This window comes from Ideonella sp. FW305-24 (genome assembly GCF_058788035.1).
This window is the reverse complement of the sequence record NZ_JBYTAI010000018.1, coordinates 93,427-118,101: the sequence shown is the minus strand read 5'-3', so window position 1 is coordinate 118,101 and position 24,675 is coordinate 93,427. Positions and strand designations below refer to the sequence as shown.

Below are 24,675 nucleotides of genomic sequence, written 5' to 3'. Positions count from 1 at the left end.
GGTGGCCCTGGTGGGCCATTCTTATTTCGCCTCGCCCTGTCCGACTCCTGGGGTGAGTAGGAAAATCCGACGGCGGGTGAAGATGATTTGATCCAAATAGAAGGGGCCCTCGCGAGGGCCCTTTCTACTTTCCGCGCCGGCGAACTACTTATCAACTTCCGCCTGTTACGGTCCATCCTTCCTGGCCAGTTTCAAGCGAAAACATCCTTACAAGTGACCATGATAGAAACGTTGCGTAGCTCACATTCCAAGCTGGTGCGGCTTTATAAGAGAGCGCGCCAGAGGAAGTGTAAATTTGTACGTAATACGAGAGGTTGCTGTTTTCGTTGAAGTATTCATACGACGAGGTGCTATAAAACGTGTCCCATCCAGAATATCCACCGGAACCATCGTAACCAATCAGGCAGCCATCTTTGGCCTTCAGTTTCACGCATAACGAGTTTGTGGCGGGTGCCCAAGTAACCGTCTCATAGCCTGCAACGGCCCCGTAAATACCGCCGTTGGCGTTTTCCATCCCTTCATACGGGTCATGAATTGGAATGGTTCGAGTTTGCGGTGTTGTTGGAATTTGAGGATCTGTGGGGGCAGGTGGCGTGTTTGGAGCGCAGGTTGGCGAAGACCAGGCCGAGCCGTTCCAACCGGGAGCTACGGTCATCGTGTAGTTGGCAGGGCACGTCGGGGCCGCCGTGTAAGAACAACCGGGAGTGGAGTAGTGTGAACCTTGCCAAACGGCGGCGGACGTGGTCGCCCAGCCCGCCTCCGTTGAGCAAGTAGGTGCCGTTTGCGCTGGGTTGATGAGAACGCTGCCGCACGATGAATCCTGGAAGCCAGGTGAGCACCGAACGGGCTGGGCCTGGGCCGCTGCCGCGATCAGCGAGGCCGCGAGAATGAGCGATTGCTTTTTCATGATCAGCTGAAGACGCAGTACGTCTCGACCTGGGCAGACCCGCCAGGGATCGGGGTGTTCGCGCCGTCGCGAATCAGAATCGTCCAAGGACCAGTCCCCGGCGAGGTGTAGGAGGCAGAAGCGGTGGCGTCGATGTAGATGTTCGTCGCGATTACCAGCGCACCCGGCGCCGCCGTGGCCGGGCATCCGGGCGCCGGAATGACAGTGCCGTCGACCGCGCTGTAAAACCCGAACTTTTGGACTCGACCGCCAACCGGGCGCCACACGCCGCCCTGGCAAATCAGCGGAACTCCTGCAGAGTCCGAAGTGATGGTGGCGAAGCCACCTGCACCGCCGCACCCCGATCCAGAAGAACCTCCGGCGCCGACCGAGACAACGGAACCGTTCACCTGGAACTGGCCATTTCCAGCGACAAGCGCGCCGGAGTTGTTCATGTAGGCGGCAATGCCTCCACCAGAGCCCACGGCAATGGTGTTGTGGGAGTAGACATCGGCAGTGCTAAGGCCGCCGCCCCAACCTCCGGGCAGGTCGGTAGGCGCGTATCCGCTGGAGCCAATGCGGCCCTGAGCGTCGACCGAGAAGCGATTGCCCCCTGCGGACATCGTGCCTGCGGTGACTGAACCAACCGCCGTCAAGTTCTGCGAGCTGACGGTCGCAGCGCCGCTGATGTTGTGCGGCGTACCACCCACATCGGTCATGCCGAGATCCGTCTGCATGTTGTTCAGCTGCGGCTGGCCAGCGACAGCTGTGCGGTACAAGTAGTTGTTCGTGACCTGGCCGTTCGCGTAGTTGATGATGGAAGCGAGGTGACCACCGGTGACTGACGTGTAGAAGTTCGAGGAAAGCTGCCAGCCGCCGAACGCTCCGTAGATCGTAGAAGCGGAGCCATAGGCGCCCGAGTCGTTCTTGGGAATGAATCCGCCCTTGGCCCCCACGATGTTCGCGATCTTCGCGGCGGAGGAGTCGCCCAATGCGGCGCCGCCGGTCGACATGACGATCGCCTGCAGCACGCCAGCGGAAGGCTGCAGCACCTCGAGCTGCCAAGTTTGGCCGTAGGGATTCAAAGAAGAGAAGGAGCTCGGGAGGAGATTGTTGGCCGCCTGAAGCATCGCGACGCTCACAACAACCGGCGAGTTCGCTGAGGCGGTTGCCTGGAGCGTTGCGGCGTACTGTTGGATGTACGACGTACTGGCATCGATGAGCTGACGCTGCTGCTGGGCCGCAGCGACGGCGCGCGTGTTGTCCGAACCGCTCTGCATGAAGCGCGCGATGCTGGGAGCGAACTGCAGACCAATGAGGATGGCGACGAAGACGCCGATGATTTCGCTCATGACGGGATACCTTTTTTGAACTCTTTGAGGACCGGAGCCAGCCTCAAGGGCCGACTTGGACGACAGACACGACACTGCGATCCGGCACGGCAACGGCGAGAGGTTGCGCGGTGGAGCCTGGGACGAGGCTGGTCCAGGTGCCGCCGCTCGACACGCCGAAGGACGCGTCGCCGCCAGAAAATGACGAAACAGAGCTCAGCGCGCCGGCAGCAAGCGTCGAGTGCGCCGTGACGACCCGGCCCGACGTCCCGATGGCTGTTATGGCGTTGCCAGAGGAGCTGTAGAACTGCGACGAAGCCTGGAAGCCAAGCGCCGCGAGCTGGGATTGCGACACCGAGCCGACGAACGAGGGGTTCTTGCCTTGGAAGGCCCCCACGGCGCGCGCATAGGAAACGAAGAGCTCGCCGGCTTGGGCGGCCTGCAGCGCCTGGTAGGTCGGAGCTGAGCTCGACGCGGCGTCGCGGGCGATCGGTACGACGCCGAAAAAGAACGCGAAGATGAGCAGCGGGAGGACCAGTCGCATGGCGCGCCTCTCAGGTGTTGCCGCGCGTCATCGCCGCACGCAACTGTCTTTGGACTTCGCTCTTGAGCATGTGGAAATCGCCTTTGCGAATGTTGGACTGCACCGCGTCCGACGAGTTGGCCGTGACCCACACAGGCTCGACAGAAAGCACACGCGGCGGCGTGCCCGTCCCACGTGGCTGATCGCGACCGGGGAGGGCGTTGCGCAGCGAGAGGTGGGCAGCGGCGCGCAATGCGTCGGCGAGTGCCGCGGACACCTTGTCGTTGTTGGCCAGCATGGACAGACGCGCCAGGCCACTGACGAGATCGGCAGCGTGAAATGTCGTCACAACGAGGTGCCCGCTCGTGCTGGCTGTGATGGCCTCGCGCACGGCTGCGCTGTCCCGGAGTTCACCAATGAAGATGATGTTCGGGCTGGCGCGGAGCATGTCTCGCACCGCGCCTCCGATGTCTCCATCGCTTGGCACCTCCGTTTGGTAGCACCAGCCGTGACCGTGCCGTCCTTCGATGCGGACTTCGATCGGGTTCTCAACCGTCCAGGCCACGCCGCCGTACTGCGCAAGTCGCTGCTTCACGAACGAAGCGGCAGTGGTTGTCTTGCCGCTGCCGGCCTTGCCAAGGAAGACGACGAGCCCTTCGGTCAACTGTTCCGCCATGAATTGAGAGGCGAATGCTTGGGGCATTCCGAGGTCTGTGAGCGCGCTGGCGGGCATGCGATAGCGACGACAGACAAAGATGCTTTGCTGATTCGTCAGCCGCATCTGACCAACGCGCAGATCCATGCCTTCATCGCCAGGCCACTGAACGCGAAAGGCCGAACTTCTTAGCGACGTCGAACGCTCCTCCAGTACGCGTCGCAGCGCTTCCACTTCGACGGCGCATTCCGAGGGAACAGGCGTGGTCAGCAGTGAATCCGGGGTGGGCTTGAACCAGCTGTTCGTGGCCGTTTCGGCCACGAACAGGTCGGAGAACGTCAGGTCGCTGAGCGGCATTTCCGATGCCAGGGCTCAACGGCCGAAGGAGAAAATCAGCGTGTTGCTCGTCGCGTTGCTGCAGGCCGTCACAGCATTGCCGGCATCGACCGGGAGCGTCATCGCCGTCGCGTTGATTGTGAGCGCCACGGGCGTGGTGGAGGTGGCCAGCTTGTTGCAGCCGTCAGCCGGGACTCCCGCCATGGTGACATCGAACAACGTCGGATTGGTGTTTGCAGCGATCGTGACGGCGCCGTTCCACGGATTCACGAGACTCGTGCCGCTGATCATTCGCTGGGGCGCCATCTTGCCTGCCGCGGCGACGGACGAGGTCAAGGTGGAGAACGTGTTCTGCGCCCCATACACGGACTGCACCGTGGTAACGAGTTGATTCAGGTCAGTGATGGCGTTGGAGGACTTGTTTGCGCCGAACGCGGCGTACGCGATGCCAAGGATGGCGCCGACGCCCATGATCTGGGCCAAGTACTTGAAGAGGGTGCCGAGGATCTCGCTCATGATGATTACTTCCGATGTAGAGGTTGGGGTTGAAGAAATGCGGTGTCGAAAATGACTTGAAGGAGGTTGTGGGACTGGGGATCAAAAGTTCGGGATGGCGACGTTGGACATGGAGTTGATGGCGTAGACCAGGGCGGTCATCAGGACGTAGAGAACAACCTCGGCCAAGAAGCCGATCCGGTTGGCCAACTGCAGCAGGTCTTCTTCCAGCTCGTTCGCCCACGTCGTCGCAACTTGCGCTATGCGGACGGGAAAGTCGCTGAAGCCGGCCATCGACGCGATGTCGTCAACGACGTCGGGATTGGGGAACCCGAATGGCGGCAGGCCGTTGCGCCCTTTGCCCTTGGCGGCCAAGGCGTTCGGAAGGCTCGCTCCGTCGTCCATTCGCCACCAGATTGCGTGGAGACGTTCGCGAAGCCAAGGCGAAGCGTTTTCGCACTGGCTCTTGAGAATAGCGACATCGGTCATGCCGGCGCGAAGCAGCGCGGTGAAGCCCATCAGCCAGGCGTAGCCTTGGACGTCGCGGTAGGCGCTGTAGGGAAAGAAGCGCTCGGCCCTGATGCGGGCGCGGCCCTTCCACCTGGGCAGCGACCACAGCACGAGCAGCATGGCGGCGACGATCACGAAGGGCGGCAGCAGCGCCCACGCGCTGGTGGCGAGGTCGCCTACCGTAAAAAGCCCAGACGAGGCGCCGCCAGGGTGCCCTGACAAGTCGTTGGACTTCATCTCGGGTAGCACCGACGAAGCGAGATACCAGATGAAGGCGTAGACAAGGGCCGCGTAAATCAGAGGCTTCTTCAGCGCGTTCTGCATGGCCTTCACGACCCGCGCCGAACGCTCCTTCGACTCCACGAGTAGGTCGAGTGCCTGGGCGAGGTTGCCGGACAATTCACCCGAGCTGATGATGCTCACCTCGTCGATAGGAATCCACGAGCCCAACGCCTTGGTAAGCGTCTGGCCGTCGCGCATCCGTCGAGAAACGGCGGCGATGATTTTGTCGGAGCTGACTCGGCCCGTCCGCTGCAGCCGTCCGCGAAACGATTCCAGGGCGCGCTCAACCGGGATCTTGTTTCCCACTTGCGCGGACAGGTGCTTGTAAAGCGCCCGGCGAACCTTCCATGCGAACGCCCATTGATCCATCCGCTGCTCAATGGCTGAAGCCAGCGTGGTGGACGGTGTGCGGGCGCCACCGTTCTTGCGGATGAGCGAGGTTGGCTTAGCGGCCACGTGGTCCTCCTTGGTGCAGGTGAGCTTCGCGAGCTTCGATCAGGTCGACCTTCTCCTCGACGGTGCGAGGATCTACAACACCGTTGAGCGTGTGTCTGATCGCCTGCACAAGCATTGGCGGGTCGGCGTCGGGGCGGGCGTAGTAGTTCGCGCGTGCCACCTCAGTGCCGTGCCGGACGAAGTCGCTCATGAGGCTTGCGTCCGTTGGAACGACCTCGGCGACAGCGAAGCGGTCGACCGTGCCTGAGTGGTTGCAGTGCTCGCAGCCGGGGCCGAGCAGGCGGACCTTTTCGAGACTTCCCCAGGTCTGCAAGGCACGATGAAGACGTGGCGGCAGCATCGTGATGTTGTCCGGCGTCAGCCTGATGCTGCAGCGCCGGCAAAGCCGGGGAAGGAGACGCTGCGCGATGACGCCCCGGACGACTTTGTGGTCGCAGAAGACGCGCCGGTTCAGGCGCTCGCTGTCCATCAGCTCCAGGCGGTCGACGAACAGGAACGGGTCCGTCGCGTGGAGCGTGGTCAGCACCTGGTGGCCGGTGACGGCGGCCTCAAGCGCGGCCACGGCGACGTCGGGCCCGCGTAGCTCACCGAGAAGGATGCTCTTCGGCGCCATCCGTAGCGCCACGCGAAGAAGGGCCGCATAGGCTGCGCCGGTCTCCTCGTCGTTGCGCGCATTCGTCACGGGCATCTGCACGGCCCAGTCCATCGGATATTCGACTGGGTCCTCGATCGTCACGAGTCGGTTCTGTGGCTTGCGGCGTGCGCCTTCTTGGAGCACTTCATACATCGCCGTCGTCTTGCCGGACCCTGTGGGCCCGAGCCAGATCAGGACGCCAGTCGGTGCGTCCATGAGACGCTGGATCTTTTCGAGATTGCCCGCGGTGTAGCCGACGAGCGTCATCTTGCCGTCCGGTCGCTGGGGCAGCGGCAAGGGCCGCAGTTCAGTCGCGCGGTCCCCGGGACTGAAGGCGCTGAGGTACTGCAGCCGCAACGTCATGAACTCGCCGCCCTTGGCCTGTGGGTAGCACGGCCCGCGCACAATGCGAACGGACGACAGCTCAGTCTCGATTGGGAATACTTCACCCGCGATCTGAGCGTTCTGGCACTCCAGGCCTTTGTAGCTTGCGTCGCGGACGGTCGCGAGGCCTTGATAGATGGCGCGAGCAAGGGCCAAACCGGCAGCGTGCGACATCTGCTCCATTTCGCGGAGTCCGCCGTTCATCTCGATCTGCACGACGCAGTGCGTGCCGCGCATCATCAAGTGGATGTCGGATGCCCTATAGGCAGCTGCCATGCAGATCAAGCGCTCGGCATCCTTGAGGACGGTCATGTCGACGTCGCCGGCGGACTCGGTGCCGAGGCGCATGCCCCGACCGAGCATCTTGGCGACATCCTCGAAACTGCGCGACTCGACTCGGAGCTTGCGATTGTTCTGAGTGTTGCGTGCGATCCAGGAGAGGAAGATCGCGTTGCTCGCGTAACTCTGTTCGACGTACGCGACCCCAGAAGCGACGTCCACGGCTACTCGATCGGCGAGGCCTTCTGGCAGAGCGACCATGTCCTCGGCGCGGTCGATGACTTCATCGTGCATACAGAACTCCGTGGATGGTCCAGCCCGCGTCGGTCATCTCGATGCCAGAAACGCGCAGGCCAGGGACTGCTGCAATCGACTGCTCGAACTCGGAAGCGAAGGGCGTCACAGACGTGGCCAGGCTGAACGTGTTCTCGGTGAAGGAGGGCGCCTCCGCTTGTTGCTTCTCCGTTCCCGGCAGCGTCGGAGGCGCAACCGCCGTGGCCGAGAGGATCAGCTCGAGGTTGGGGCCTTGAGCCCATGAACGCAGGCGTTCGTTGGCATCCTGGCGGGGCAACAACGCCCCCATTGGCGACGCGTTGAGCCCCGACAAGGGAATCGCTTGGATCACCGTGTTGCCGTCCGCGCCGACGGTGCCGTCGGGATGCTGGTCCAGCGTTGCGCCGTCCAGACGCGTCCAGGTGACCCTTGCGGTCGCTTGATCGCATGTGGCAAGTTTCAGCTCCCAGCCAAACTGCGAGAGCGGAAGGTCGAGGACCGCATTGCCGCAGGCCTGCAGCCAAACGTCGGGGGCGGGAAGGGCCGGCGCAGACGCTGGGGCCGCGGCTGGTGCCTTGGCAGAAATGGCCTGCCTGGCGAGCTGCGCACGCATCGCGGCGATGTTGATCTGGCGTTCGCGTTCCTCGTGCTGCTTTTGCGCGTACCACCATCCTGCGCCTGCAACCAGAGTCACGCCGAGAGCAGCTGCGATGGCAACCTGCGGGACGATGGAGCTGCCGTCGACTGGCCTGACCGGCGAAGACTTCGCGTCGACCGAATCAAGCATCTCTGCGAGGACATCGAGGTCGCCCTCGACATGGTTCCAGTCCAGGAAGCCGCTATGGCTTTCGCGGGCTTTGCGGATTTCGTCGGGGCCGCCCAAGACGTCGCCGTCCGGCAGGATCGTGTGGTTGTCGCGCACGGCGATGTACCACGACAGCTGGTCGGTGATGCGGAAGACACCGAGCCACGGCTGTTGCTTGGACTCTGCGAGTTTGGCCGCAAGGCTGAAGAGCTTGCGAGTCTTCTCGCCCTCGATCGCCGCGCAGAAGCCGGCCTGCTTGTAGTCGGTGGCGTTGCGGATGCTGACCCAGTCCGCGCGCTGGCGCTCTGCGTCCACACGCAGATCTGACTTGGACGGCGAACTCTCGAAGGACAACCAGCTCATGCCGGCCAGCCAACGATGCCTGCCAATCTGGATGATGCCGGCCATCGTCACTGCTCCACGGCCGTGATCGGCGCGAAGCTCAGCGCGTATTGACCACCTGCGGTTGCGACACTCACCTGGTTGTGGGCGACGGTGGTCACCCTGCCCACACCGGGGAGCACGCTGCCCGCCTGGACCTTCACGACACCGCCGCTCGGGAACTGCAGGACCGCAGTGAGGCGCCCGTCAACGCCGTAGACCGAAACGACCTGCAGCGCCTGCACGGCCTGGCTGGAGCGCTCAGATTCGCTGACGCGAGGGGCGGGTGCTTGCGCCGGCGCCTGACTTGCGGGCAGCTTGGCCCGTAGCTCAGCTGCCTTGACCATTTGTCCCAGCACCGCGATTTCTGAGCGCAGAGCGTCGAGCTGGCGCAGCGTTGCGACGTCCCTCGTAGCGCCACGCTGTGGCAATGTAGTGCTCTGCGTCGCCGCGGCGAATGATGGGGCCGAGGCGGTGCTCGCGAGCTGGCTTGTGCTCGTGGGAGCGGAGATCGGGCGGGGGGTCGTCGTGCGCGGCTCGGTTGCCGGCTGAACCGAGGATTGCCTCGCCTGTGTCGCTGCGGGCAGCGCAGGAGTAGAGGCGGCAGGAACGACGACTGGCGGTGCGGACGGCGTTGGCATCGCGATCACCGCTTGTTTGGCGGGCGCTACCGCACCCGTGGCCGTTGGAGCGAGTTGCGACCGAGCAGTCCGGCCATCGCCGGGGATGGTACCCAGCGGGTCGGAGAGAACATCGGGCGCGGCTGCGCGCGCGCAGCAGAGGGGGAAGGTGATCGCCAGCAAAGCGAGGCGGAAGGAGAGGCGTTGCATCAGAGCACCCTTGCGGTCACGACGATGGCGGTCATCAGCTTGTCGGTGGTGTCGTCGAATCCGCCACCAAGGAGATGGTTCTCGGGAACACCGACGCCGTTGCGCTTGGTCTGTCCGTTGAACTTCTGGACACCGGTGAGCAGGAGAGAGTCGCCCGGGGTGAGCGACGCCGATTGCTGGAAAGTGCCGATGCTGTAATTCGGGGTCTGGATGAACGACGTGCTGGTACCGGACACGCCGAAGCCGTTGTCGTTGGAGTTGGTGATGTCCATGGCCAGTAGCACCTTGCCGTTGACGAGTCGCGGCGTGAAGATCGCCGTGAAACCCGTGGTCAGAGTGCCCGGCGTCAGCGTCGGCGGCAGCGGCGTAGCGCCGACAGCGACGGATGCGCTCGGTGTCTGCGCTGCGAGGTAGCCCTTCACATCCGCGACCTGCAAAGGCACCGGACGGCCGTTGAGCGTCGTGACCGTCTGATGCATCGTTTGCACGACACGCCCGTTGGAGGACAGTGCGGTCATGGTGAGAGACGAGCCATTGAACTGCCCGAGCTTGCCCGTGGTCGACAGCACGTTCGCGGTCAGATTCATCGGGTTTGTGCCGCTCACAACGGCGGGGGAATCCGGGGCGGTGAGCTTGAAGCCGTACTTTCCCGACAGGGAGGAAAACAGCGCGGTCGGGTCCCAGCTGTAGTTGTCCTCCGCATTACCCTTGACGGTATAGACATCGACCGTGATCGCGACTTGCTGGCTCAAGTTGTCGGAGACGCCTTTGACCCACTCTTCGACGTTGCGCACTTGAAGGGGAGTGCCTGTGACGGTGACACTGCCCAGGGACGAACTCACCGCAACGGTGGCGCCGACGCCGACGGTTTGTGCGGTTTTTTCGAGATCGCCCCACACGTCGTCCGCATAGTCGGCGGTGGTGCTGGCGCCGATGAGGCTGGTGTTGTTCGTGCCGCCCGACGAGCTGCTCGACCCGCCACTGGAGCTCGTCGAGTTCGCGGCGATCTGGCTGCTACCCTTGACCTTCTTTGCAAGCGCAGGCAGATAGAACGTCTTTGTTTCGGTCTTGTAGAACACAACGCCGCGGCCGTCGCTCGAAAGCTTCCACCATGCGGCAACCTTGCCTGCGACGATGTCAAGAAGGCCCGACACCTCGCCGTCATAGTCAATCGCGAAGGTCTGGTTGCCGGCGCCGGGCGCATTGATCGCGCCGGGCCGCGCAACCGTGCCAGCGGGCGCCATGTTCACGGTGCCGGTGAGCGCAGGCACGATCGGAGCCGCGACGCCGGCCAATGGCATGGCGGCCGGTGATCGCGTGGCGGAAGCCGGCGTGGACAGCTCCGTCGCGTCGACCGTCATGCCTGCGTTTTGCGTCAGGAAGGTGGCGACATCCACGAGCGTGACTGACTGGCGCGGGTTGTAGGTGATTCGACGGGTCAGCAGAGGGGAGGGCGGAGGTGCAACGGGCACCGCGCTGCCCATGAGCCATGCTGTGGACGTGCGCGTGACAATGGGGATGGGCTTGTCTTGCTTGGCCTGCTGGACAGCGACTCGCTCGGTCGTCGCGGAGTGCTCCTTCGCGATCTCGGTGTTGGCCGTCCCGCACGCGGACAGAGCAAGCGCGAGGGCCGAGAGCGCAAGGGGCACGATGCTGCGTTGGGTCATGTCAGATGGCTTTCTTGTGGGTTATTGCTGGATGCTTCCGGGGCCCGAAATCACCATGGTTCTGTTGGCGTCGTAGATTTGTGCGCGCACCAGCGCGCCGTTGCCGGCCAACGTCTCGATGACGTTCGTCGCAGCGTCGGGGAAGCTGCCGGTGAAGGTTGCGGCTGCAGGGACGATCCAGTCTTTCGGCAGTTGCCAGACGATCGTCCAGTTGGCGCGGCCGGCCCAGGACTTCAGGTTTTGGCCAATCGTGGTGCCGGCCGTCAGCGACCAGCGCTGCTCGATGGGCAACTCGGCTGCCTTCGGGTTCGTGGTCGCGGCAGAGGGCATCGCGAGAATCGCGTCGTGGTCCCTGGCTTGCTCGACGATGGGTAGCGCGGGGGCAGAAGCCTGCGCGGGCGTGGGGCGGATGCCCAGTTCTTGCCCTGACGTGGCGCCGGCGAACGTGAAGGAAGCCAGGGCAGCGAGGAGTCGGGTGTGCATCGTGTGTTCCTTCATTGGGCGCAAGGGACGTTGGCGTCGGTGACGCGCACGACCTTCTCTGCAACTCGCGCGCAGATGTTCAAGCCGGTGCTGTCGGAGATGCGCTTGAGGACGTCGGGGAACGCGCCGTCGAGGACGGTGGTGCGCGTCACCTGGTAGAAATTGCTTGCTTCCCAAACCATGGGCTTCCAGCCCGAGGACCTCGCCCATTCGTCGAGGTTTTCTTTGAGATTCAGGCGGGCGTCGAGTGTCCAGCGCTCGATGCGCAGCTGTGCTGGCGCGCGAGGAGCGACAGCGGCCGGAGCCGCGTATGCGGCCTGCGGGGCCGGCGCGTCCATGGTCGGAACGGAGGTGTCTGCTTCGGCGACGCTTCGCAAAATGCGAGCCGCGACGGCGGGTTGCATCTGTCCCGATTGCACGGCCCGATTGATGTATTCAATGAGCCGTTCGTCCGAGGGTGAGCGTGGGGCAACGGCGGTTACGGTGCGCTCTTGTTGGCTGTCGTTCGGGAGGTAGCGATACGTGTGCGGAACAGACGGCTCTTGCACGCTGCGGATCTGGCGCCGAGCCTGCTCAGTGACCGAAGAGCGCGGATCAACTTTGCTGGTGATGAAGACGTCGGTTGAGGAGATCCCGGCCGAAGCTTGCGGGTTGGCGGTGCCGTCTGCGTCGATCTCAATGATTGCCGCCGGAACGCCCGCGCGAGCCAGGTAGGAGCGCAACGCCGAAGCGCGGCTCATGGCGAGGACGCGCTGCTTGTCGTTGTCCGTTGGTGTCGCGCTGTCCACGTGGCCCACGATGCGGACTTGCCCGGCCTTTTGCATGCGCGGCACCAGGCCGTCCAGGAACGTGCGCGCGATCGGGCTGAGTTGGGTCGAGCTCTTGGTGAAGCCGACCTTGTACCTGTCGATAGATGGTGGCTCGACCGGCCGTTCCCGACCCTCAAGGGCCGAAGTGGGGTAGAGATCCGCATCTACCACCGTGTAGGTGGCGTGCGCGCTCCCAGCCAAGGCCCATGCCCCAACGACTGGGGCGAGCACACGCGCGAAATGCATCTTGGATCGCATTGTTGTGTTCCAGCTTGTTGACGTGACCCTGTCGGGCCGAAGTACATTATTTGTGATGGTACATGAATGCGAGGGCATTGCGCAAAAAATAATGTACTCGCATAATGCACCCCGTTGGCCCCATGGCCGGGCTTTTGCAGCAAAAGAAGGATTCAACAGTGGACAGTGCAGCAGTCGATGACGAACTCGTGGCGCGGCGGCGAGAGGCGTTGGTCTACGCGTTTGGCCCGCTCGTCATGGACGCTCTGGCTGATCCCGATGTCGTCGAGGTCATGCTCAATGACGACGGAAAGCTCTGGGTCGAGTCGCTCGGCGAGATGCGCCAGGTCGGCACGATGGGACCGAACGACGCGATGTCGATCCTCAGCCAAGTTTCATCAGCTCTGAATGGAGAGCTTTCCAGAGAAAGGCCCATCGTCGAGGGCGAGTTGGTTCTGCTTAACGGGGAGCGCTTCGAAGGAATCGCGCCGCCGGTCGCTGAGAACGCAATCTTCGCGATTCGCAAAAAGGCGCTGCGCATCTTCACGCTCGATGACTACGTGCGAAGGCAAGTGCTCACGTTCCGGCAAGCTGAATTGCTACGTGTCGCGATTGCGGTTCAGCAAAACATCCTCGTCGTTGGGGGCACTGGCTCGGGAAAAACCACCTTTTGCAACGCGTTGCTCTTCGAGATTTCGAAACTGCGTCCGTCGACCCGAATGCTCCTGTTGGAGGACACCAAGGAGCTGCAGTGCGCGCTTGCCAATAAGCTGTTCTTGCGTACATCGCCGTGGACGACCATGGCCGACATCGCGAAGGCGGTAAATCGCGTGCGTCCGGACTCAATCACCGTCGGCGAAGTTCGTGAAGGCCAGCCAGCGCTTGCGCTGCTCAAACTTTGGAACACGGGCCATCCCGGTGGCCTCGGCACGGTTCACGCGGACTCGGCCTACAAAGGTCTCACTCGCATGGATCAGCTGATCCAGGAAGTCTCGGCCTTTCCGCAGCGGACGCTGATCGGCGAGGCCGTCAATTTCATTGTTTACCTTGAACGAAGGGGGGGCATACGGCGGGTCAGGGAGATCCTCCGTGTCAATGGCTACGACGAAGCGTCCGGTCGATTTCAGGTCGAGGACGTGCAATGAACCTTCATCGGAAACCGGGAACATGAATTTCTTTTCCAGCCCTGCCGACTGGCTCGCCAGCTTGATGTTTGGCCTTGAGGCATGGCACCGCAGCACAAACCAGTGCAGCCGGCCGTCACACGTTTTTCTGTACGTGCTGATCGGGTCCTGGATCGCGCTGTCGATCGCTCTTGTTTTCTTCTATCGGCGGAGATTTCCGTCCAAGCCCAAAACACTTTCACTTCAACCCTGAACGTCGAGGAACCAACGTGAACAATCAAAGCATGTCTAATGTACGTATCATCAACGTTCAACAACGAGCGCTCAAGGCACTCAACAAGTACGGCCCGGTCCTTTTCCAGGTTGCCCTTGTCTTCGGCACTCGCGCCGTTCTGGCTGACTCCGGCGACACGGACGAGCTTGGCGGCGGTATCTGCAAGGTTGTGAACTTGCTCATGGGCAAGTGGGTGTTCGGCACCGCATTGGCCGCAATGCTGGCCAGCGGCACCACGCTCTTGTTCGGCGCCGAGCTGACCGACATTGTCAAAAAGGCCGTCACGATCGTTGCGGGGGTGGGCTTCCTTGTGGCGTTCAGCGGCCTGCTGACGCTCGCCTACTCAAGGTTCGCTGGCGCGGGCTGCTGATCGTGGAACGAACCCCAGTCCGTCTTTCCCTCCTCCGCCGCATTGCGTGGCTCGGGGGAGATCGCCGTCTTGTCGGTGTGGCCGCCATGCTGTCACTGTCGCTCGGCTGGACGATGTTCGTCGGCTACGGGCCGTTCCTCGGGCTCTTCGTCTTGGCGCCTATCGCGATCTTCTTTGGAACGCTGTGGGTGGCCAGAAAGATGTATGCGGCTGACCCGTGGATGGTGGACGTGCTGATGCGCCACTTCAAGTACGCCAGGTACTACGCGCCGAAGACAAGCATCGGGAAGGAAACCCCGGGCTTCCGGGACTTTTCCTAAGACTAGGAGGACTGCAAGTTGGGCGCAATCGACATCTTTCATCAGGAGTTCCGCACGAAGCTCGTCGGGCTTCCCGACCTGCTTCGCTACGATGCTTGCATTCGCCCCGGCGTGGTGCTCGGTAAAGGTGGCGAGCTCATCAGCACGTTCCGCTATCGCGGCCCTGATATGCAGTGCGCCAGCAATGCCGAGATTGACTTCCTGCGTCGGCGTGTGAACGACATGCTCAAGAAGCTCGCTGCGGGCTGGATGATCCACTCCACCACGCTCCGCACAGAGTCGGTGGAGTACGACGACAACGGCGCGTTCCCCGACCCGGTGACCCGCGCGATTGAAAACGAGCGCGTCGGGCAGTACCGCACCGAGGGTGCGCACTACGAGAACGACTACTACATCACCTTCACGTACCTGCCCGATCCGATCCTCGTCAACCGGATCAAGAGCTTTGCATATGAGTCCAGCGACAAGGCTGGAACGCCGATCTCGATCTCGAGGAAGGCCATCGAGTATTTCGAGCGCCAGATGGGCGAGTTCGTCTCGACGCTGGAGTCGGGCCTGAAGACGAGTCTCGTGAGACTGATGCCGCGCATGGAGCGCGATCCCATCACCAAGCGGATGGTGTGGTACGAAGATCAGCTTGCCTACATGCATGAGTGCCTCACCGGGGTTTCAGCGCCGATTCGCGTCCCGCATGAGTGCATTCCGATGGGCGTCGACAACGTGATCGGCAGCTATTCGTTTCTGCCTGGCATCCGCCCGAAGATCAACAACACGAACATTCGTGTCGTCGCCGTCGAAGGGCTTCCTGACGCTGGGACGCAGTTCGGCATCCTGGAAGTGCTGAATCGCATGAACGTGAAGTTCAGATGGACGACACGTTGGATTGCGCAAGACCCCGAGAGGGCCAAGGCGACCACGAAAAAGACGCGCAGCAAGTGGCGCCAGAAGATCCGCGGCTTCATGGCAGACCTCACGGGCAAGACATCTGGGCCGGTGAACCAAGACGCGGCGAACATGGCTGTCGACGCGGAAGCGGTCTTGAACGATCTGGAATCAGGCTCGGTGAGCTATGGTTTCTGGGCGTCGACCATCATCCTCATGGGCGACGACACAGCCTATCTCGACAGCGCGATCCGCTTCCTCATCAAGCATGTCGGCGGGCTGGGGTTTCCCTGCCGTGACGAAGAAGTCAATTGCGTGGAAGCGTTCCTGGGCTCGTTGCCTGGGCATGGCTACGAGAACGTTCGCCAGCCCGAAATTCATTCGATGAACCTGGCCGACTGTCTCCCCCTCACATCGACCTGGCAGGGACCAGTGTCGAACCCCTGCCCGTTCTACAAGCAGTTTTTCCCCAACCGCCCGGTGCCGCCCCTGTTCCAGGGTTCGGCCAGCGGCGGCACACCCTTCAGAGTCGTTCTGCACAACGGGGACGTTGGGCACACAGCTGTCTTTGGCCCGACGGGCGCGGGCAAGTCGACGGTGCTGGGGCTGATGGTGGCCTCGCACTTCCGGTATCCGGGTGCCCAGGTCTTCGCCTTCGAGAAAGGCGAGTCCCTGCTGGGACTCTGCCTCGGGGCCGGCGGCAGCCACTACAACTTCATGGCTGACGACGCTACCGGCAAGATCGGACTCTCTCCGTTCGCACACATTGATCGGCAATCCGATCGCACGTGGGCCCTTGGCTACATCGAGACGATTCTGGAACTGAATGGCGTCAAGGTCGACTTCGATACCTCGTCCGAGATCCGCCGCTGCCTCGATCTGCTTCAGACGCGGCCGATCGAGATGCGCTCGTTCACGCAGCTCGTGCAGCTCATCCAGATTCGCCAGGTCAAGGAAGTCCTGGGCGGATACGAGAAGGTCATGGCCGACGGCATGCTGAACGCGCGTCGAGATTCGATGACGACAAGTCGATTCACTGTCTTCGAGATGGAGAAGCTGATGGAACAGAACAACAAGCACGTCGCTCCGGTGCTGCTGTACCTGTTCCGAATGATCGAGCGCAAGCTCGATGGCTCGCCGACGATGATCATCTTGGATGAAGCTTGGCTGATGCTCGCGCTCAAGCTCTTCGAGGAAAAGCTCAAGGAGTGGTTCAAGGTGCTGCGCAAGGCCAATGCGCTGGTCGTATTCGCCACGCAGGAACTGCAAGACGTCGCCAACTCGCCGATTGCCTCGACCATCTTCCAGGCCTGCCAGACGAAGATTCTGCTGCCCAACCCCGACGCAGAGTCCGAAGAAAACAAGAAGCTGTACAAGATGATGCGCCTGACCGATCGCGAGATCGAACTGCTGGCAAACGCGACGCCCAAACGGGACTACTTCTTCACCAGCCCCGCCGGCCGCCGCCTTTTCCAACTCGAACTTGGTCCTGTGGCGCTTTCTTTCGTTGGTGCTTCGGGCGTCGAAGATCGCAAGTCGATCAAGGAGCTCTACCGCCTGCACGGCGAGAAGTGGCCCCGGTACTGGCTGCAGCGACGCGGCTTGGATCCCGAGCTCGTCGGTCCAAGCGCCGCGGCGATGGAGGCCGCATGACCGTCGCTTCCATACCTTCGAAGCCACTGGCCGACGCCCAATGGTTGCGCCGGACTCGAAGACTGTTGTGCACTCTCGCAGTCGGTGCATTCATCGGCTGGGTGGCTTGGGGGAGGGCGGACGATCTGGTCAGTCTGCTTGCAATCGCGGCCCTTCCGGCGCTCTGGAGCGCAACGGAGACACGGGGGGAGGCGAGTGTGCTCATGGTCGGCTACTTCGGCTCGGGCGCGCGAGGGTTGCCTCAGGGGGCTGTAGTGTTCTTCGGCGACCAGGCGCCGGGCTGGTGCGGAGTTGCCATGTGGGCTGCCGTCGTCATCTTGTTGTGCATTCCCTATGCCATTGGATGGGGCCGCCGCGGATCGCGGCGCGGATTCGGCTTCATCCTGGCAACGATCACCTGTGTCCTTCCGCCGTTCGGGCTGGTCGGATGGCTGAACATGCTGTCTATCGCCGGTGTGGCCTTTCCCGGCTGGGGATGGAGCGGCCTCCTGTTGGCGACCATTGGCCTTGGCGCACTGGCGGCGGGTAGCGTCAGGCACGCGGTCCCGATCATCGCGCTTGCGACGATTGCAAACCTCTCCTTCGGACATCAGGTGCGCCCCGCTCCCCCGAACTGGCAAGGCTTCGATACCGGCTTCGCCAAACTATCGAGCGCCGGGACGGAGTCCGCCGGTCAATTGATGGCGTCCATGAGTCGGGTCGATTGGCTTGTGAACGCCATCGACGACATGCCACAGAATGCCGTATTGGTGCTCCCAGAAACGCTTTTGGGACGACTAGATGGCGTTGAAGAAGCGATGCTCGCGCAGGCGGAGCGCAAACTGACCAAGCGGCGCTCGCGCGTCCTGGTGGGTGCAGAACTTCAAAGGGGTGCGCAATACGCCAACGCTGTGGTGGTGCTCGGCGCTGACGCGGACGATGATCGAGTTGCCGTCCAGGGAATTCCGGTACCCATTTCGATGTGGAAGCCGTGGGCCGACGACGGGGCCACGGCCGACTTGCTTGCTCGAACGAGCACGATCAGGGTATTGGGCAGGCGCGTCGGAATTTCGGTCTGCTACGAGCAGTTGCTGACGTACTCGCTGCTTCGCTTGGCGGCCGATAGGCCGGACGTTGTGGCCGCAGTGAGCAACGTGTGGTGGGCGAGCGCCACAAACATTCCGACGATCCAAAAACAGAGCGTGCGAGCCTTCGCGCGCCTGTTTGACTTCCCCGTCGTCTTCGCAAGAAATATCTGACTGGAGAGAGGAAACATGCGAGTTGTCGCAAAAGCAATCGCGATGTCCGGCCTGTGGGCTTCCCTGGGCGCGGCGCAGGCCGCTGGCACTGCGTTCGTGGCTTGTGCCGGTGCCTCAACAGGCGCGCCGGTGCTGCAGGTCAACTATTCCACTGGCGCCGACGCCGGAACCCCGGGCCTGTTCTGGTTCGGCATCCTGTCACCTGACCAGACTGTCGGCGCGGTATTGACCCCGCAGGGGTGGCAAACCTATACCGGGGGGCTGTATCCGTTTCAATCGCGGTTCGATGCGGGCCTTACCTCGACGATCTCCTTCGCCGTCCCGTTCCCGGATGGCAGCCAAAATACCGGCGCCTATGCAGGCTACAGCGTGTACGCAGGCAACGGCGTCTACACCCCTGACATGCGGCAAAAGGTGGCCGACCGGCGCGCTGCGCTGAACGCGGTGAAGCCCGACATGGTTGCAAAGGGCCGGTGGCGGCCGGAGTTCGACTCGGACGATCCTTACATCTGGTCGTTGATCCAGCGCGACATGACTGACGGGCACAAGTACGGCCCACTCTTCACGATACCGTTCGTTGACTGTGCGCCTCAAGGGGGCGGTTGATGAGCATGCTGGACCAGAGCAGTGCCTTCCTCGAAACTGCCTTTCCCGCGGTGAACCTGCCTGAGCACGGCGTCGCCAATCCGTTCGATGGGCAGGCATGTGCCTTCCTCGAAGTCGCCAACAGCGCCGTCGACGCTGGCCACATCGCCCCGAGAGAAGCTGGAAGCACACCAACATTGAAATCATGAACGTCCACCAGCCGACGCCTTGACCAACTATATGGTCAGATTACAATGCATTAACTGTTGAACTTTCGCAGCAAAAGGACAGAGATGAAAAAGAGCTGGACGCGCGCGTGGATCGCAGCAGGCGCGACTCTGAGTGCGATGATCACGGCCGACGCGGGGACGGTCGCCGGCACGGGCGGTTCGACAGAAATCACGCAGATTCTGAACAACCTGCAGCTGGTGCAGAGCTATGAACAGCAGGTTCAGAGCTACCTTCGGCAAGGCATGCAAGTTCAGAACGAGTTGAAGAACCTCGTGGCGAACCCGTCGTCGGTTTTGGGCCAGGATGTCGGCCAGTTGATCAACACAATCGGTTCAATCATGAGCGGCGGCCAGTCCATCGGTTACAACCTGGCCCAGATCGACAGGAATTTCGCAACCCTCTACAAAAGTAAACCTGCGGGTGACTTTGCCACGGCTTTCACGCAATGGCACCAGACGAACACGGACACGCTGCAGGGCGTTCTCAGGTCGATCGGGAAGCAGCGGGATGCCTACGCCACCAACCAGGCCGCGTTGACGGACCTATACAACCACAGCCAGTCCACCAACGGGACGCTGGACTCGCTGCAGACGCTGTCACAGATCAACGTGCGGCAAATTCAGCAGCTCCAGGGTTTGCAGGAGCTGATGGCTAGCCAGGCGAGTGCGGAGGCCACCTACATGGCGACACAGACAGCAAAGGATCAGAAGAGCCTGGACGACGCCGGTGCGATGACGCAGCCATACACAAAGGCGATCCCGGCTGATCGCACGGCTCCTTCGCCGAAATGGAAGGGCTTTGGACGCTGAACCGCCGCCGCATCGCCCAAGGTGAATAAATCATGAAGATTCGTCACATCCTACTGTCCTGCGCGGTCCTGTGCATGAGTCAGGCCGCTAACGCGCAAACGTCCACCGACGCTGCGGCCACCGTTCTCTCGATGTTGCAACAGTCGATGGGCCCGGCCATGTCCAGGGTGACCTCGCATGCGGTCACGTGGTTGGGCGCCTTCGCTGCCCTGCAATTCGGCATCACGAACTGGCAGCTGTTCAAGTCCGACGCGGACATTCAGGCGCACGTTGCGAAGCTGTTCGCCGCGGTCGCCTGGGTCGGCGTCTGCCTCTACATCATCGACAACGGTCCCGACTACCTGCGTGCGGTCGGAGATGAATGGATGTCGCTGGTCGGAGTCGATCTGCCTAGTCCGAGCTCCATCATGACCAAGACGATAGGTGTGACGAGCGGCATGACGGTGTTGGCGCTCGGAGTTGGCTCGATTCCTTTCGTGGGAACGACGGCAGGTCAGTTGCTGCTCTACGTGACGATCTTCTTCCTCGTCGTCGGCATGTACTTCGCGTTCAAGATTTTCATGCTGCAGTTGGAGGTTGCGCTGGTCGCGATGCTCTCGCCGCTGAGCTTCGCCTTTCTTGGGCTCAGCACCTTGCGCGACCAGGGCATCGCGCCTTTCAAAGCCCTCATTTCTTTGGGCTACCGGGTAATCCTCCTCACCGTGTTGCTATCCGGTTACTCGGGTCTGAGCTCAATCATCTCCGACACCTTCAATGCAATAAGCATCGACACCTTCAAAAACGGCGGAATCGGCCAAGCGATGGACACGATCTTGACCGCGCTGTGCGGCTATGTCCTGCTGGCCTTCCTCGTGTGGAAATCGGATGCGATCGCAGCGACGCTCGCATCTGGCGCTACCTCGATGGGTACAGGTGATGTCGCACAAGCGGCCGCGGCCGGCGCCGCGGTGGGGGCTGCAATCGCCTCGGGAGGAGCTCTCGCCGGCGCCGGCGCCAGCCGGACTCCGCAAGCAATGTCCGATTTCCTCTCTCGAACGATCGGTGGTGGATCGATGTCCAACGCTTCACCGATGGGCAGCGGCGGCGACGCGCCGTCAATGCCTCCCGCGTCCCCGCCGGCCTCGCTGTCCGTAGCAAGCACTGGTCCATCCTCGGGCGCGCCTGGCGCGAGAGATGGCTCTGCCGGCGCACGAACCGGCGCAGCCGCATCATCCGGCTCGGCCATTGGCCGTTCGTCCGGTGCTCCCGCAACCCCTCCATCCGCGACGAGTGTGGATGTGGCCTCTCAACCTAAGCTCGGGGTGACATCTGGCAGATATGGCCAGGAAGTCTCGTCAGTGAACCTCGGGGCTAGTGCATCGTCGGCTCAAGCCGGGCCGACCGCACAAGGAAATGCTGAGGCAACAGCACTTGCGCCGGAAAGCGCACCCGGCTCCGCGGTGACGGCCGGCGTGTCAGGCAAGAGCGGGGGCGGGGCCGAAGAGGCGCTGAATCGACTGGTTGACCACCTGTCGACACAAGGTGGGAGCCGCAAGCCCACGTTCGGAGAACGAGTGTCGGAGGTCGGTCGGCACGTTGGACAAGAGCAGGCAGCGACGCACGTATCGATTAGCCCGCACCACCACGACTAAGTCGCTTTTGCTGCTAAAGCAGATGCGATCAAAACACATCAAAACATGTTCAAGAAGAAACCAAAAGCCATTGCCTTGGAAGCGTCTCACGAGTCTCCCGCGGCTAGCGACTCGACGGAGCCCAAGGTGTCGGCGTCGGAAGACGCAATGTCGCCGTGGGTTCGCGCAAACATGGCATACGAGGATCGCGCGATGCGTTCCCAGGCGCAAACCAGGAACTGGCGGCTCTTCGCGTTCTTCTCGTTGGCGATCGCGGGGATCGCCGTGACTGGCGCCATATGGATCGCCGGGCGTTCAAAGTTCATTCCGATGGTCTTCGAGGTCGATCGCCTCCGTCAAACGGTCTACGTCACTGCATTGCACGGCGACGAGTCCGCCGTCGATATCAACAAAATCTTGTACAGCGAGATGTTCGAGCTGTTCGAGAACCTGCGGTCAGTCACCACCGATCGCCAGGCGAACAACGCACGCTTGAACAAGGGCTTCACGAGGCTGTCCGGTGCCGCGGCGAACTATGTTCGCACCGAGCTTCGCAAGGCGCCTCCGAACGAGGTTGGCGCCACCAAGACCGTTCAGGTGATCGTTCGCAGCGCGCTGAAGCTCACTGCGAAGTCCTGGCAGGTGGACTGGGATGAGATCTCGTTCGGGTTGGACGGCAAGCAGCTCGGAGATCCCGAGCATTGGCGGGCCACCCTTCAATACGAACTCGACCCATCGAGCGACGCCGACGAGTTCCGCAAGAACGGCGCTGGGTTGCAGATTACCGAACTGAGCTGGCAGAAGGTCGTGGAAAGGACCAACTAAATGAATCTCAAGCAATCTCTATTCGCGATCAACGCGGCAGCCGCGGCCGTGGCATCGACTGGGGCGCATGCCGGCGAGCGATACAACGAGCTCAACGACGCCATCACGGCCCAGGTTCAGCAATGGCAGTCAGGCGCGAAGGCCAAGCCGATCCTGTCCTCGGACGGGATGGTGATCTTCCCATTTGGCCAGGCCATGCCGCAGCTGACGTGTTCGCCTGTGCGTGCCTGCGACGTCGAGATGGAGCCCGGCGAAACGCCGCGCAAGGTGATCCTCGGCGACGGGCAAAACTGGCAGTGGGATGGCGCCGACTCGATCGAGAAGGGGAAGACTGTCAACCACATCGTCATCCAGCCCAAGGACAGCGATTTGGAAACGAACGCGATCATCACGACTGATCGCCGCACCTACCACATCAAGCTTTACTCGCCGAAGACCGAAGGCGTCTACCTGAACCGAGTCGGCTTTTACTACCCCGAGTCGCTGGTTTCTTCGTGGGACGCCAAGATGGGCCGGGCTGCCGAAGCGAAGGCCAAGGACGTTGAAGACAACGTCCTGCCCTCCTCTGTGTCACCGGACAAGCTGGCATTCGACTACGGCATCGACGGCGACGCGGATTTCAGGCCTTTGCGCGTCTTCAACGATGGTGAGCGCACGTATATCGCCATGCCCGCAGAGGTCCGTCACAGCGAATACCCGACGCTGAGCCTCATCGACGCGAAGGGCAACTACATGGTCGTGAACTACCGCCGGACGGTGGACGAAAAGTCCAACACGACCTACTACGTGGTCGACAAGCTCTTCAACAACGCCGAGCTGCACCGGGACGATGAGAAGGTGCGGATTGTGTGGAAGCGCAAGCAGAAGTCGTTGTTCAGCAGCTGGGGTCAACATTGATGGCCGACAAGCAGCAAGCGAGCGATGCCTTCGCCATCGACGCTGGGGTTCCGCCGATCGAGGGCGCCATTCGCCCCAAACCGCGATTTGCAGATCGCATCTCAAAGCGCGTCGTCGGCGTCCTCCTCGTCGTCCTCGTTGCCATCGTCGCAATCTTCTTCTCGGCGCTCGACCAGATGGACAAGAAGAAGCAAAAGCCTACAGAAGCCACCAATGTTCCGAAGGCGAAAGATGCCATGAGGCCTGCTGGTTCTGTCGTGCCGAAAGACCTCACGGACGCGCCGTCGACCGACATGGCAGCGAACACAGCCAAGACAAGCCTCGTTTCGGCGAATCCGACGGCACCCGCCGCCGACGCGCTGGGCCTAGACAAAGGCGGTCGCCCGTCGCTCTCCGCGCCGGATACCGGAGTGCCGTCTCTGTCAGGTGCCGCCAATCCGATGCGCGCGCGAGCGAGCAATTCGGACATGGGCAACAGCGGCCTGTCTTCCGGCCCAGGTGGAATGCCAATGTCCGGCGCGAGCCCTTCGCCCGAGAGCGCGCTCAATCACGGGAGCATGGGCGCAGACAACCCCATTGTCGTGAATGCGCCGCCAACCGCGGAGGAGCAAGCGGCCCGCGCCGCAAGCGCCGATCGCACTCGTCGAATGACCCAGGCACGCAGCACAGGCTTGACCTCCAAGGCTTTCGATACGGGGGAGACGAAGGCAGGCACGCCCGCGGTCGCGGCAACGGCCGCAGCATCATTGCTGGCCAGCCTGCAAGGGCAGGGCGGCGGCGGGAACATGCCGAGTTCGGCAGCGCCGCTGGGCCAAGCCGCACAGCGAACGGAGTCGGAACAGGACGAGAAGCTGAGCTTCCTCAGGACCGCGGGCAAGGGTGACCAGACCTACCTGCAGGCTGCCACGCTCCCGGCTGTCTCCAAGAACGAGTTGCAGCGTGGGTCCTATATCCCGCTTCGCCTTGAAGGCGAGATCAACTCTGATCAGCCTGGGATGGTCAAGGCGCGTGTGACCGAAGACGTCTACGACACGCGCAGCGGTTGCCGCCTGCTGGTACCGGCCATGACATTGGTCGAAGGCATGTACGACTCGAAGGTCGCCGTGGGGCAAACCCGCAACCTGGTCGTGTGGAACTACCTTGGCTTCGAGGACGGGTCGCACCTCAATCTTGGCGCGATGCAGGGATATGACAGTTCGGGCGCAGCAGGCCTTGCTGCCGACGTCGACAACCACTATTTCAAGCTGTTCGGCTTGGCCTTCGGCATGTCGCTGGTCACCGCAGGCGTGCAACTGTCGCAACCGCCTGTCCCGACAGGAACGACCGCCCAGACGCCGGAGCAGGCGGTCGCCACGGCACTTGCGCAACAATACGGACAGCTTGGGGCCCAGATCCTTGGCAAGCAGATGCAGGTTCAGCCGACCCTGAAGAACTACCCCGGTGAACGTTTCATGATCATGCTGCCGCAGAGCATTGTGTTCAAGAAAGTCTGGCGAGCCCGCTGCTGATGCGCGTTGCCGTTTGACGTAGAGGGGATGGAGGGTTCCCGACGCGCCTGCTGGAAAACCAATACAGGAGAGGCCCCGCCTACGTGTATGCTT

25 protein-coding genes are annotated in these 24,675 nt (G+C 62.3%); 13 read left to right on the top strand and 12 right to left on the bottom strand.

The genetic code is table 11. The features are described 5' to 3' along the window. Positions 1 to 151 precede the first annotated feature (151 nt). The 12 genes from AC3WR5_RS30670 to AC3WR5_RS30615 all read right to left on the bottom strand — a co-directional run bounded on the left by AC3WR5_RS30670 (position 152) and on the right by AC3WR5_RS30615 (position 12,277). Positions 152 to 655, bottom strand: a complete 504-nt coding sequence (locus AC3WR5_RS30670) for a hypothetical protein (RefSeq protein ID WP_492489463.1) — start codon at positions 653 to 655, stop codon at positions 152 to 154. Positions 656 to 909: 254 nt separating this feature from the next. Then, entirely contained in the window at positions 910 to 2,238 is a 1,329-nt protein-coding gene (gene pilV / locus AC3WR5_RS30665) for a shufflon system plasmid conjugative transfer pilus tip adhesin PilV (RefSeq protein ID WP_492489462.1), read from the bottom strand. A 43-nt stretch (positions 2,239 to 2,281) separates the two neighbouring features. Continuing rightward, positions 2,282 to 2,761, bottom strand: coding sequence for a type IV pilus biogenesis protein PilM (gene pilM, locus AC3WR5_RS30660; protein WP_492489461.1), 480 nt, complete (start codon positions 2,759 to 2,761; stop codon positions 2,282 to 2,284). A gap of 10 nt (positions 2,762 to 2,771) precedes the next feature. Then, positions 2,772 to 3,752, bottom strand: a complete 981-nt coding sequence (locus AC3WR5_RS30655; protein WP_492489459.1) for an ATPase, T2SS/T4P/T4SS family — start codon at positions 3,750 to 3,752, stop codon at positions 2,772 to 2,774. A gap of 15 nt (positions 3,753 to 3,767) precedes the next feature. Next, positions 3,768 to 4,247 carry a type 4 pilus major pilin gene (locus AC3WR5_RS30650; protein ID WP_492489458.1) on the bottom strand — a complete coding sequence of 160 codons (480 nt, stop codon included), beginning with the start codon at positions 4,245 to 4,247 and terminating at the stop codon, positions 3,768 to 3,770. Positions 4,248 to 4,328: 81 nt separating this feature from the next. Continuing rightward, complete coding sequence (locus AC3WR5_RS30645) at positions 4,329 to 5,474, bottom strand: type II secretion system F family protein (RefSeq protein ID WP_492489457.1); 1,146 nt, start codon at positions 5,472 to 5,474, stop codon at positions 4,329 to 4,331. Beyond that, the gene (locus AC3WR5_RS30640; RefSeq protein ID WP_492489455.1) at positions 5,464 to 7,065 is read right to left on the bottom strand and encodes an ATPase, T2SS/T4P/T4SS family; all 1,602 of its coding nucleotides are present in this window, start codon (positions 7,063 to 7,065) and stop codon (positions 5,464 to 5,466) included. Before AC3WR5_RS30640 ends, AC3WR5_RS30645 begins: the two co-directional genes overlap by 11 nt. Next, positions 7,055 to 8,257, bottom strand: a complete 1,203-nt coding sequence (gene pilO2 / locus AC3WR5_RS30635; RefSeq protein ID WP_492489453.1) for a type 4b pilus protein PilO2 — start codon at positions 8,255 to 8,257, stop codon at positions 7,055 to 7,057. Before pilO2 ends, AC3WR5_RS30640 begins: the two co-directional genes overlap by 11 nt. Before the next feature lie 2 nt (positions 8,258 to 8,259). Beyond that, positions 8,260 to 9,060, bottom strand: a complete 801-nt coding sequence (gene pilP / locus AC3WR5_RS30630; RefSeq protein ID WP_492489452.1) for a type IV pilus biogenesis protein PilP — start codon at positions 9,058 to 9,060, stop codon at positions 8,260 to 8,262. Further along, positions 9,060 to 10,727, bottom strand: coding sequence for a hypothetical protein (locus AC3WR5_RS30625; protein ID WP_492489450.1), 1,668 nt, complete (start codon positions 10,725 to 10,727; stop codon positions 9,060 to 9,062). Before AC3WR5_RS30625 ends, pilP begins: the two co-directional genes overlap by 1 nt. A gap of 21 nt (positions 10,728 to 10,748) precedes the next feature. Further along, complete coding sequence (locus AC3WR5_RS30620; protein WP_492489448.1) at positions 10,749 to 11,210, bottom strand: toxin co-regulated pilus biosynthesis Q family protein; 462 nt, start codon at positions 11,208 to 11,210, stop codon at positions 10,749 to 10,751. Positions 11,211 to 11,221: 11 nt separating this feature from the next. Next, on the bottom strand, positions 11,222 to 12,277 hold the full coding sequence (locus AC3WR5_RS30615; protein ID WP_492489446.1) for a TcpQ domain-containing protein: 1,056 nt from the start codon (positions 12,275 to 12,277) through the stop codon (positions 11,222 to 11,224). A gap of 122 nt (positions 12,278 to 12,399) precedes the next feature. Here AC3WR5_RS30615 and trbB point away from each other — a divergent pair, with 122 nt between their 5' ends. The 13 genes from trbB to AC3WR5_RS30550 all read left to right on the top strand — a co-directional run bounded on the left by trbB (position 12,400) and on the right by AC3WR5_RS30550 (position 24,582). Next, the gene (trbB, locus tag AC3WR5_RS30610) at positions 12,400 to 13,401 is read left to right on the top strand and encodes a P-type conjugative transfer ATPase TrbB (RefSeq protein WP_492489444.1); all 1,002 of its coding nucleotides are present in this window, start codon (positions 12,400 to 12,402) and stop codon (positions 13,399 to 13,401) included. A 22-nt stretch (positions 13,402 to 13,423) separates the two neighbouring features. Further along, positions 13,424 to 13,633 carry a hypothetical protein gene (locus AC3WR5_RS30605; protein WP_492489442.1) on the top strand — a complete coding sequence of 70 codons (210 nt, stop codon included), beginning with the start codon at positions 13,424 to 13,426 and terminating at the stop codon, positions 13,631 to 13,633. A gap of 16 nt (positions 13,634 to 13,649) precedes the next feature. Beyond that, positions 13,650 to 14,024: a TrbC/VirB2 family protein gene (locus AC3WR5_RS30600; protein WP_492489441.1), complete on the top strand. Its 375-nt coding sequence runs from the start codon at positions 13,650 to 13,652 to the stop codon at positions 14,022 to 14,024. Positions 14,025 to 14,110: 86 nt separating this feature from the next. Further along, positions 14,111 to 14,344 (top strand): hypothetical protein, encoded by a 234-nt coding sequence (locus tag AC3WR5_RS30595; protein ID WP_492489439.1) that lies wholly within the window; start codon positions 14,111 to 14,113, stop codon positions 14,342 to 14,344. Positions 14,345 to 14,362: 18 nt separating this feature from the next. Further along, the gene (locus AC3WR5_RS30590; protein WP_492489437.1) at positions 14,363 to 16,879 is read left to right on the top strand and encodes a TraG/VirB4 family ATPase; all 2,517 of its coding nucleotides are present in this window, start codon (positions 14,363 to 14,365) and stop codon (positions 16,877 to 16,879) included. Next, positions 16,876 to 18,117, top strand: a complete 1,242-nt coding sequence (locus tag AC3WR5_RS30585; RefSeq protein WP_492489435.1) for a carbon-nitrogen hydrolase family protein — start codon at positions 16,876 to 16,878, stop codon at positions 18,115 to 18,117. Before AC3WR5_RS30590 ends, AC3WR5_RS30585 begins: the two co-directional genes overlap by 4 nt. 15 nt (positions 18,118 to 18,132) lie before the next feature. Next, positions 18,133 to 18,723, top strand: a complete 591-nt coding sequence (locus tag AC3WR5_RS30580; RefSeq protein WP_492489433.1) for a hypothetical protein — start codon at positions 18,133 to 18,135, stop codon at positions 18,721 to 18,723. After that, positions 18,723 to 18,911 carry a hypothetical protein gene (locus tag AC3WR5_RS30575; protein ID WP_492489432.1) on the top strand — a complete coding sequence of 63 codons (189 nt, stop codon included), beginning with the start codon at positions 18,723 to 18,725 and terminating at the stop codon, positions 18,909 to 18,911. The genes AC3WR5_RS30580 and AC3WR5_RS30575 overlap by 1 nt, the downstream gene beginning before the upstream one ends. A gap of 84 nt (positions 18,912 to 18,995) precedes the next feature. Beyond that, positions 18,996 to 19,742, top strand: a complete 747-nt coding sequence (locus AC3WR5_RS30570; RefSeq protein WP_492489431.1) for a conjugal transfer protein TrbJ — start codon at positions 18,996 to 18,998, stop codon at positions 19,740 to 19,742. A 32-nt stretch (positions 19,743 to 19,774) separates the two neighbouring features. Beyond that, on the top strand, positions 19,775 to 21,373 hold the full coding sequence (locus AC3WR5_RS30565; protein WP_492489429.1) for a TrbL/VirB6 family protein: 1,599 nt from the start codon (positions 19,775 to 19,777) through the stop codon (positions 21,371 to 21,373). A gap of 45 nt (positions 21,374 to 21,418) precedes the next feature. After that, complete coding sequence (locus tag AC3WR5_RS30560) at positions 21,419 to 22,177, top strand: VirB8/TrbF family protein (protein WP_492489428.1); 759 nt, start codon at positions 21,419 to 21,421, stop codon at positions 22,175 to 22,177. Further along, a complete protein-coding gene (gene trbG / locus AC3WR5_RS30555; RefSeq protein WP_492489427.1) occupies positions 22,178 to 23,074 on the top strand; it encodes a P-type conjugative transfer protein TrbG in 897 nt (298 codons plus the stop codon). Next, entirely contained in the window at positions 23,026 to 24,582 is a 1,557-nt protein-coding gene (locus tag AC3WR5_RS30550) for a TraB/TrbI/VirB10 family type IV secretion system protein (RefSeq protein WP_492489426.1), read from the top strand. Before trbG ends, AC3WR5_RS30550 begins: the two co-directional genes overlap by 49 nt. Positions 24,583 to 24,675 lie beyond the last annotated feature (93 nt).

Bases quoted from the DNA above. Each gene is read 5' to 3' on its own strand.
- AC3WR5_RS30670 (WP_492489463.1), bottom strand. From the start codon at position 655: ATGACCGTAGCTCCCGGTTGGAACGGCTCGGCCTGGTCTTCGCCAACC.
- pilV (WP_492489462.1), bottom strand. From the start codon at position 2,238: ATGAGCGAAATCATCGGCGTCTTCGTCGCCATCCTCATTGGTCTGCAG.
- pilM (WP_492489461.1), bottom strand. From the start codon at position 2,761: ATGCGACTGGTCCTCCCGCTGCTCATCTTCGCGTTCTTTTTCGGCGTC.
- AC3WR5_RS30655 (WP_492489459.1), bottom strand. From the start codon at position 3,752: ATGCCGCTCAGCGACCTGACGTTCTCCGACCTGTTCGTGGCCGAAACG.
- AC3WR5_RS30650 (WP_492489458.1), bottom strand. From the start codon at position 4,247: ATGAGCGAGATCCTCGGCACCCTCTTCAAGTACTTGGCCCAGATCATG.
- AC3WR5_RS30640 (WP_492489455.1), bottom strand. From the start codon at position 7,065: ATGCACGATGAAGTCATCGACCGCGCCGAGGACATGGTCGCTCTGCCA.
- pilO2 (WP_492489453.1), bottom strand. From the start codon at position 8,257: ATGGCCGGCATCATCCAGATTGGCAGGCATCGTTGGCTGGCCGGCATG.
- pilP (WP_492489452.1), bottom strand. From the start codon at position 9,060: ATGCAACGCCTCTCCTTCCGCCTCGCTTTGCTGGCGATCACCTTCCCC.
- AC3WR5_RS30625 (WP_492489450.1), bottom strand. From the start codon at position 10,727: ATGACCCAACGCAGCATCGTGCCCCTTGCGCTCTCGGCCCTCGCGCTT.
- AC3WR5_RS30620 (WP_492489448.1), bottom strand. From the start codon at position 11,210: ATGCACACCCGACTCCTCGCTGCCCTGGCTTCCTTCACGTTCGCCGGC.
- AC3WR5_RS30615 (WP_492489446.1), bottom strand. From the start codon at position 12,277: ATGCGATCCAAGATGCATTTCGCGCGTGTGCTCGCCCCAGTCGTTGGG.
- trbB (WP_492489444.1), top strand. From the start codon at position 12,400: ATGGCCGGGCTTTTGCAGCAAAAGAAGGATTCAACAGTGGACAGTGCA.
- AC3WR5_RS30605 (WP_492489442.1), top strand. From the start codon at position 13,424: ATGAATTTCTTTTCCAGCCCTGCCGACTGGCTCGCCAGCTTGATGTTT.
- AC3WR5_RS30595 (WP_492489439.1), top strand. From the start codon at position 14,111: ATGCTGTCACTGTCGCTCGGCTGGACGATGTTCGTCGGCTACGGGCCG.
- AC3WR5_RS30585 (WP_492489435.1), top strand. From the start codon at position 16,876: ATGACCGTCGCTTCCATACCTTCGAAGCCACTGGCCGACGCCCAATGG.
- AC3WR5_RS30580 (WP_492489433.1), top strand. From the start codon at position 18,133: ATGCGAGTTGTCGCAAAAGCAATCGCGATGTCCGGCCTGTGGGCTTCC.
- AC3WR5_RS30575 (WP_492489432.1), top strand. From the start codon at position 18,723: ATGAGCATGCTGGACCAGAGCAGTGCCTTCCTCGAAACTGCCTTTCCC.
- AC3WR5_RS30570 (WP_492489431.1), top strand. From the start codon at position 18,996: ATGAAAAAGAGCTGGACGCGCGCGTGGATCGCAGCAGGCGCGACTCTG.
- AC3WR5_RS30565 (WP_492489429.1), top strand. From the start codon at position 19,775: ATGAAGATTCGTCACATCCTACTGTCCTGCGCGGTCCTGTGCATGAGT.
- AC3WR5_RS30560 (WP_492489428.1), top strand. From the start codon at position 21,419: ATGTTCAAGAAGAAACCAAAAGCCATTGCCTTGGAAGCGTCTCACGAG.
- trbG (WP_492489427.1), top strand. From the start codon at position 22,178: ATGAATCTCAAGCAATCTCTATTCGCGATCAACGCGGCAGCCGCGGCC.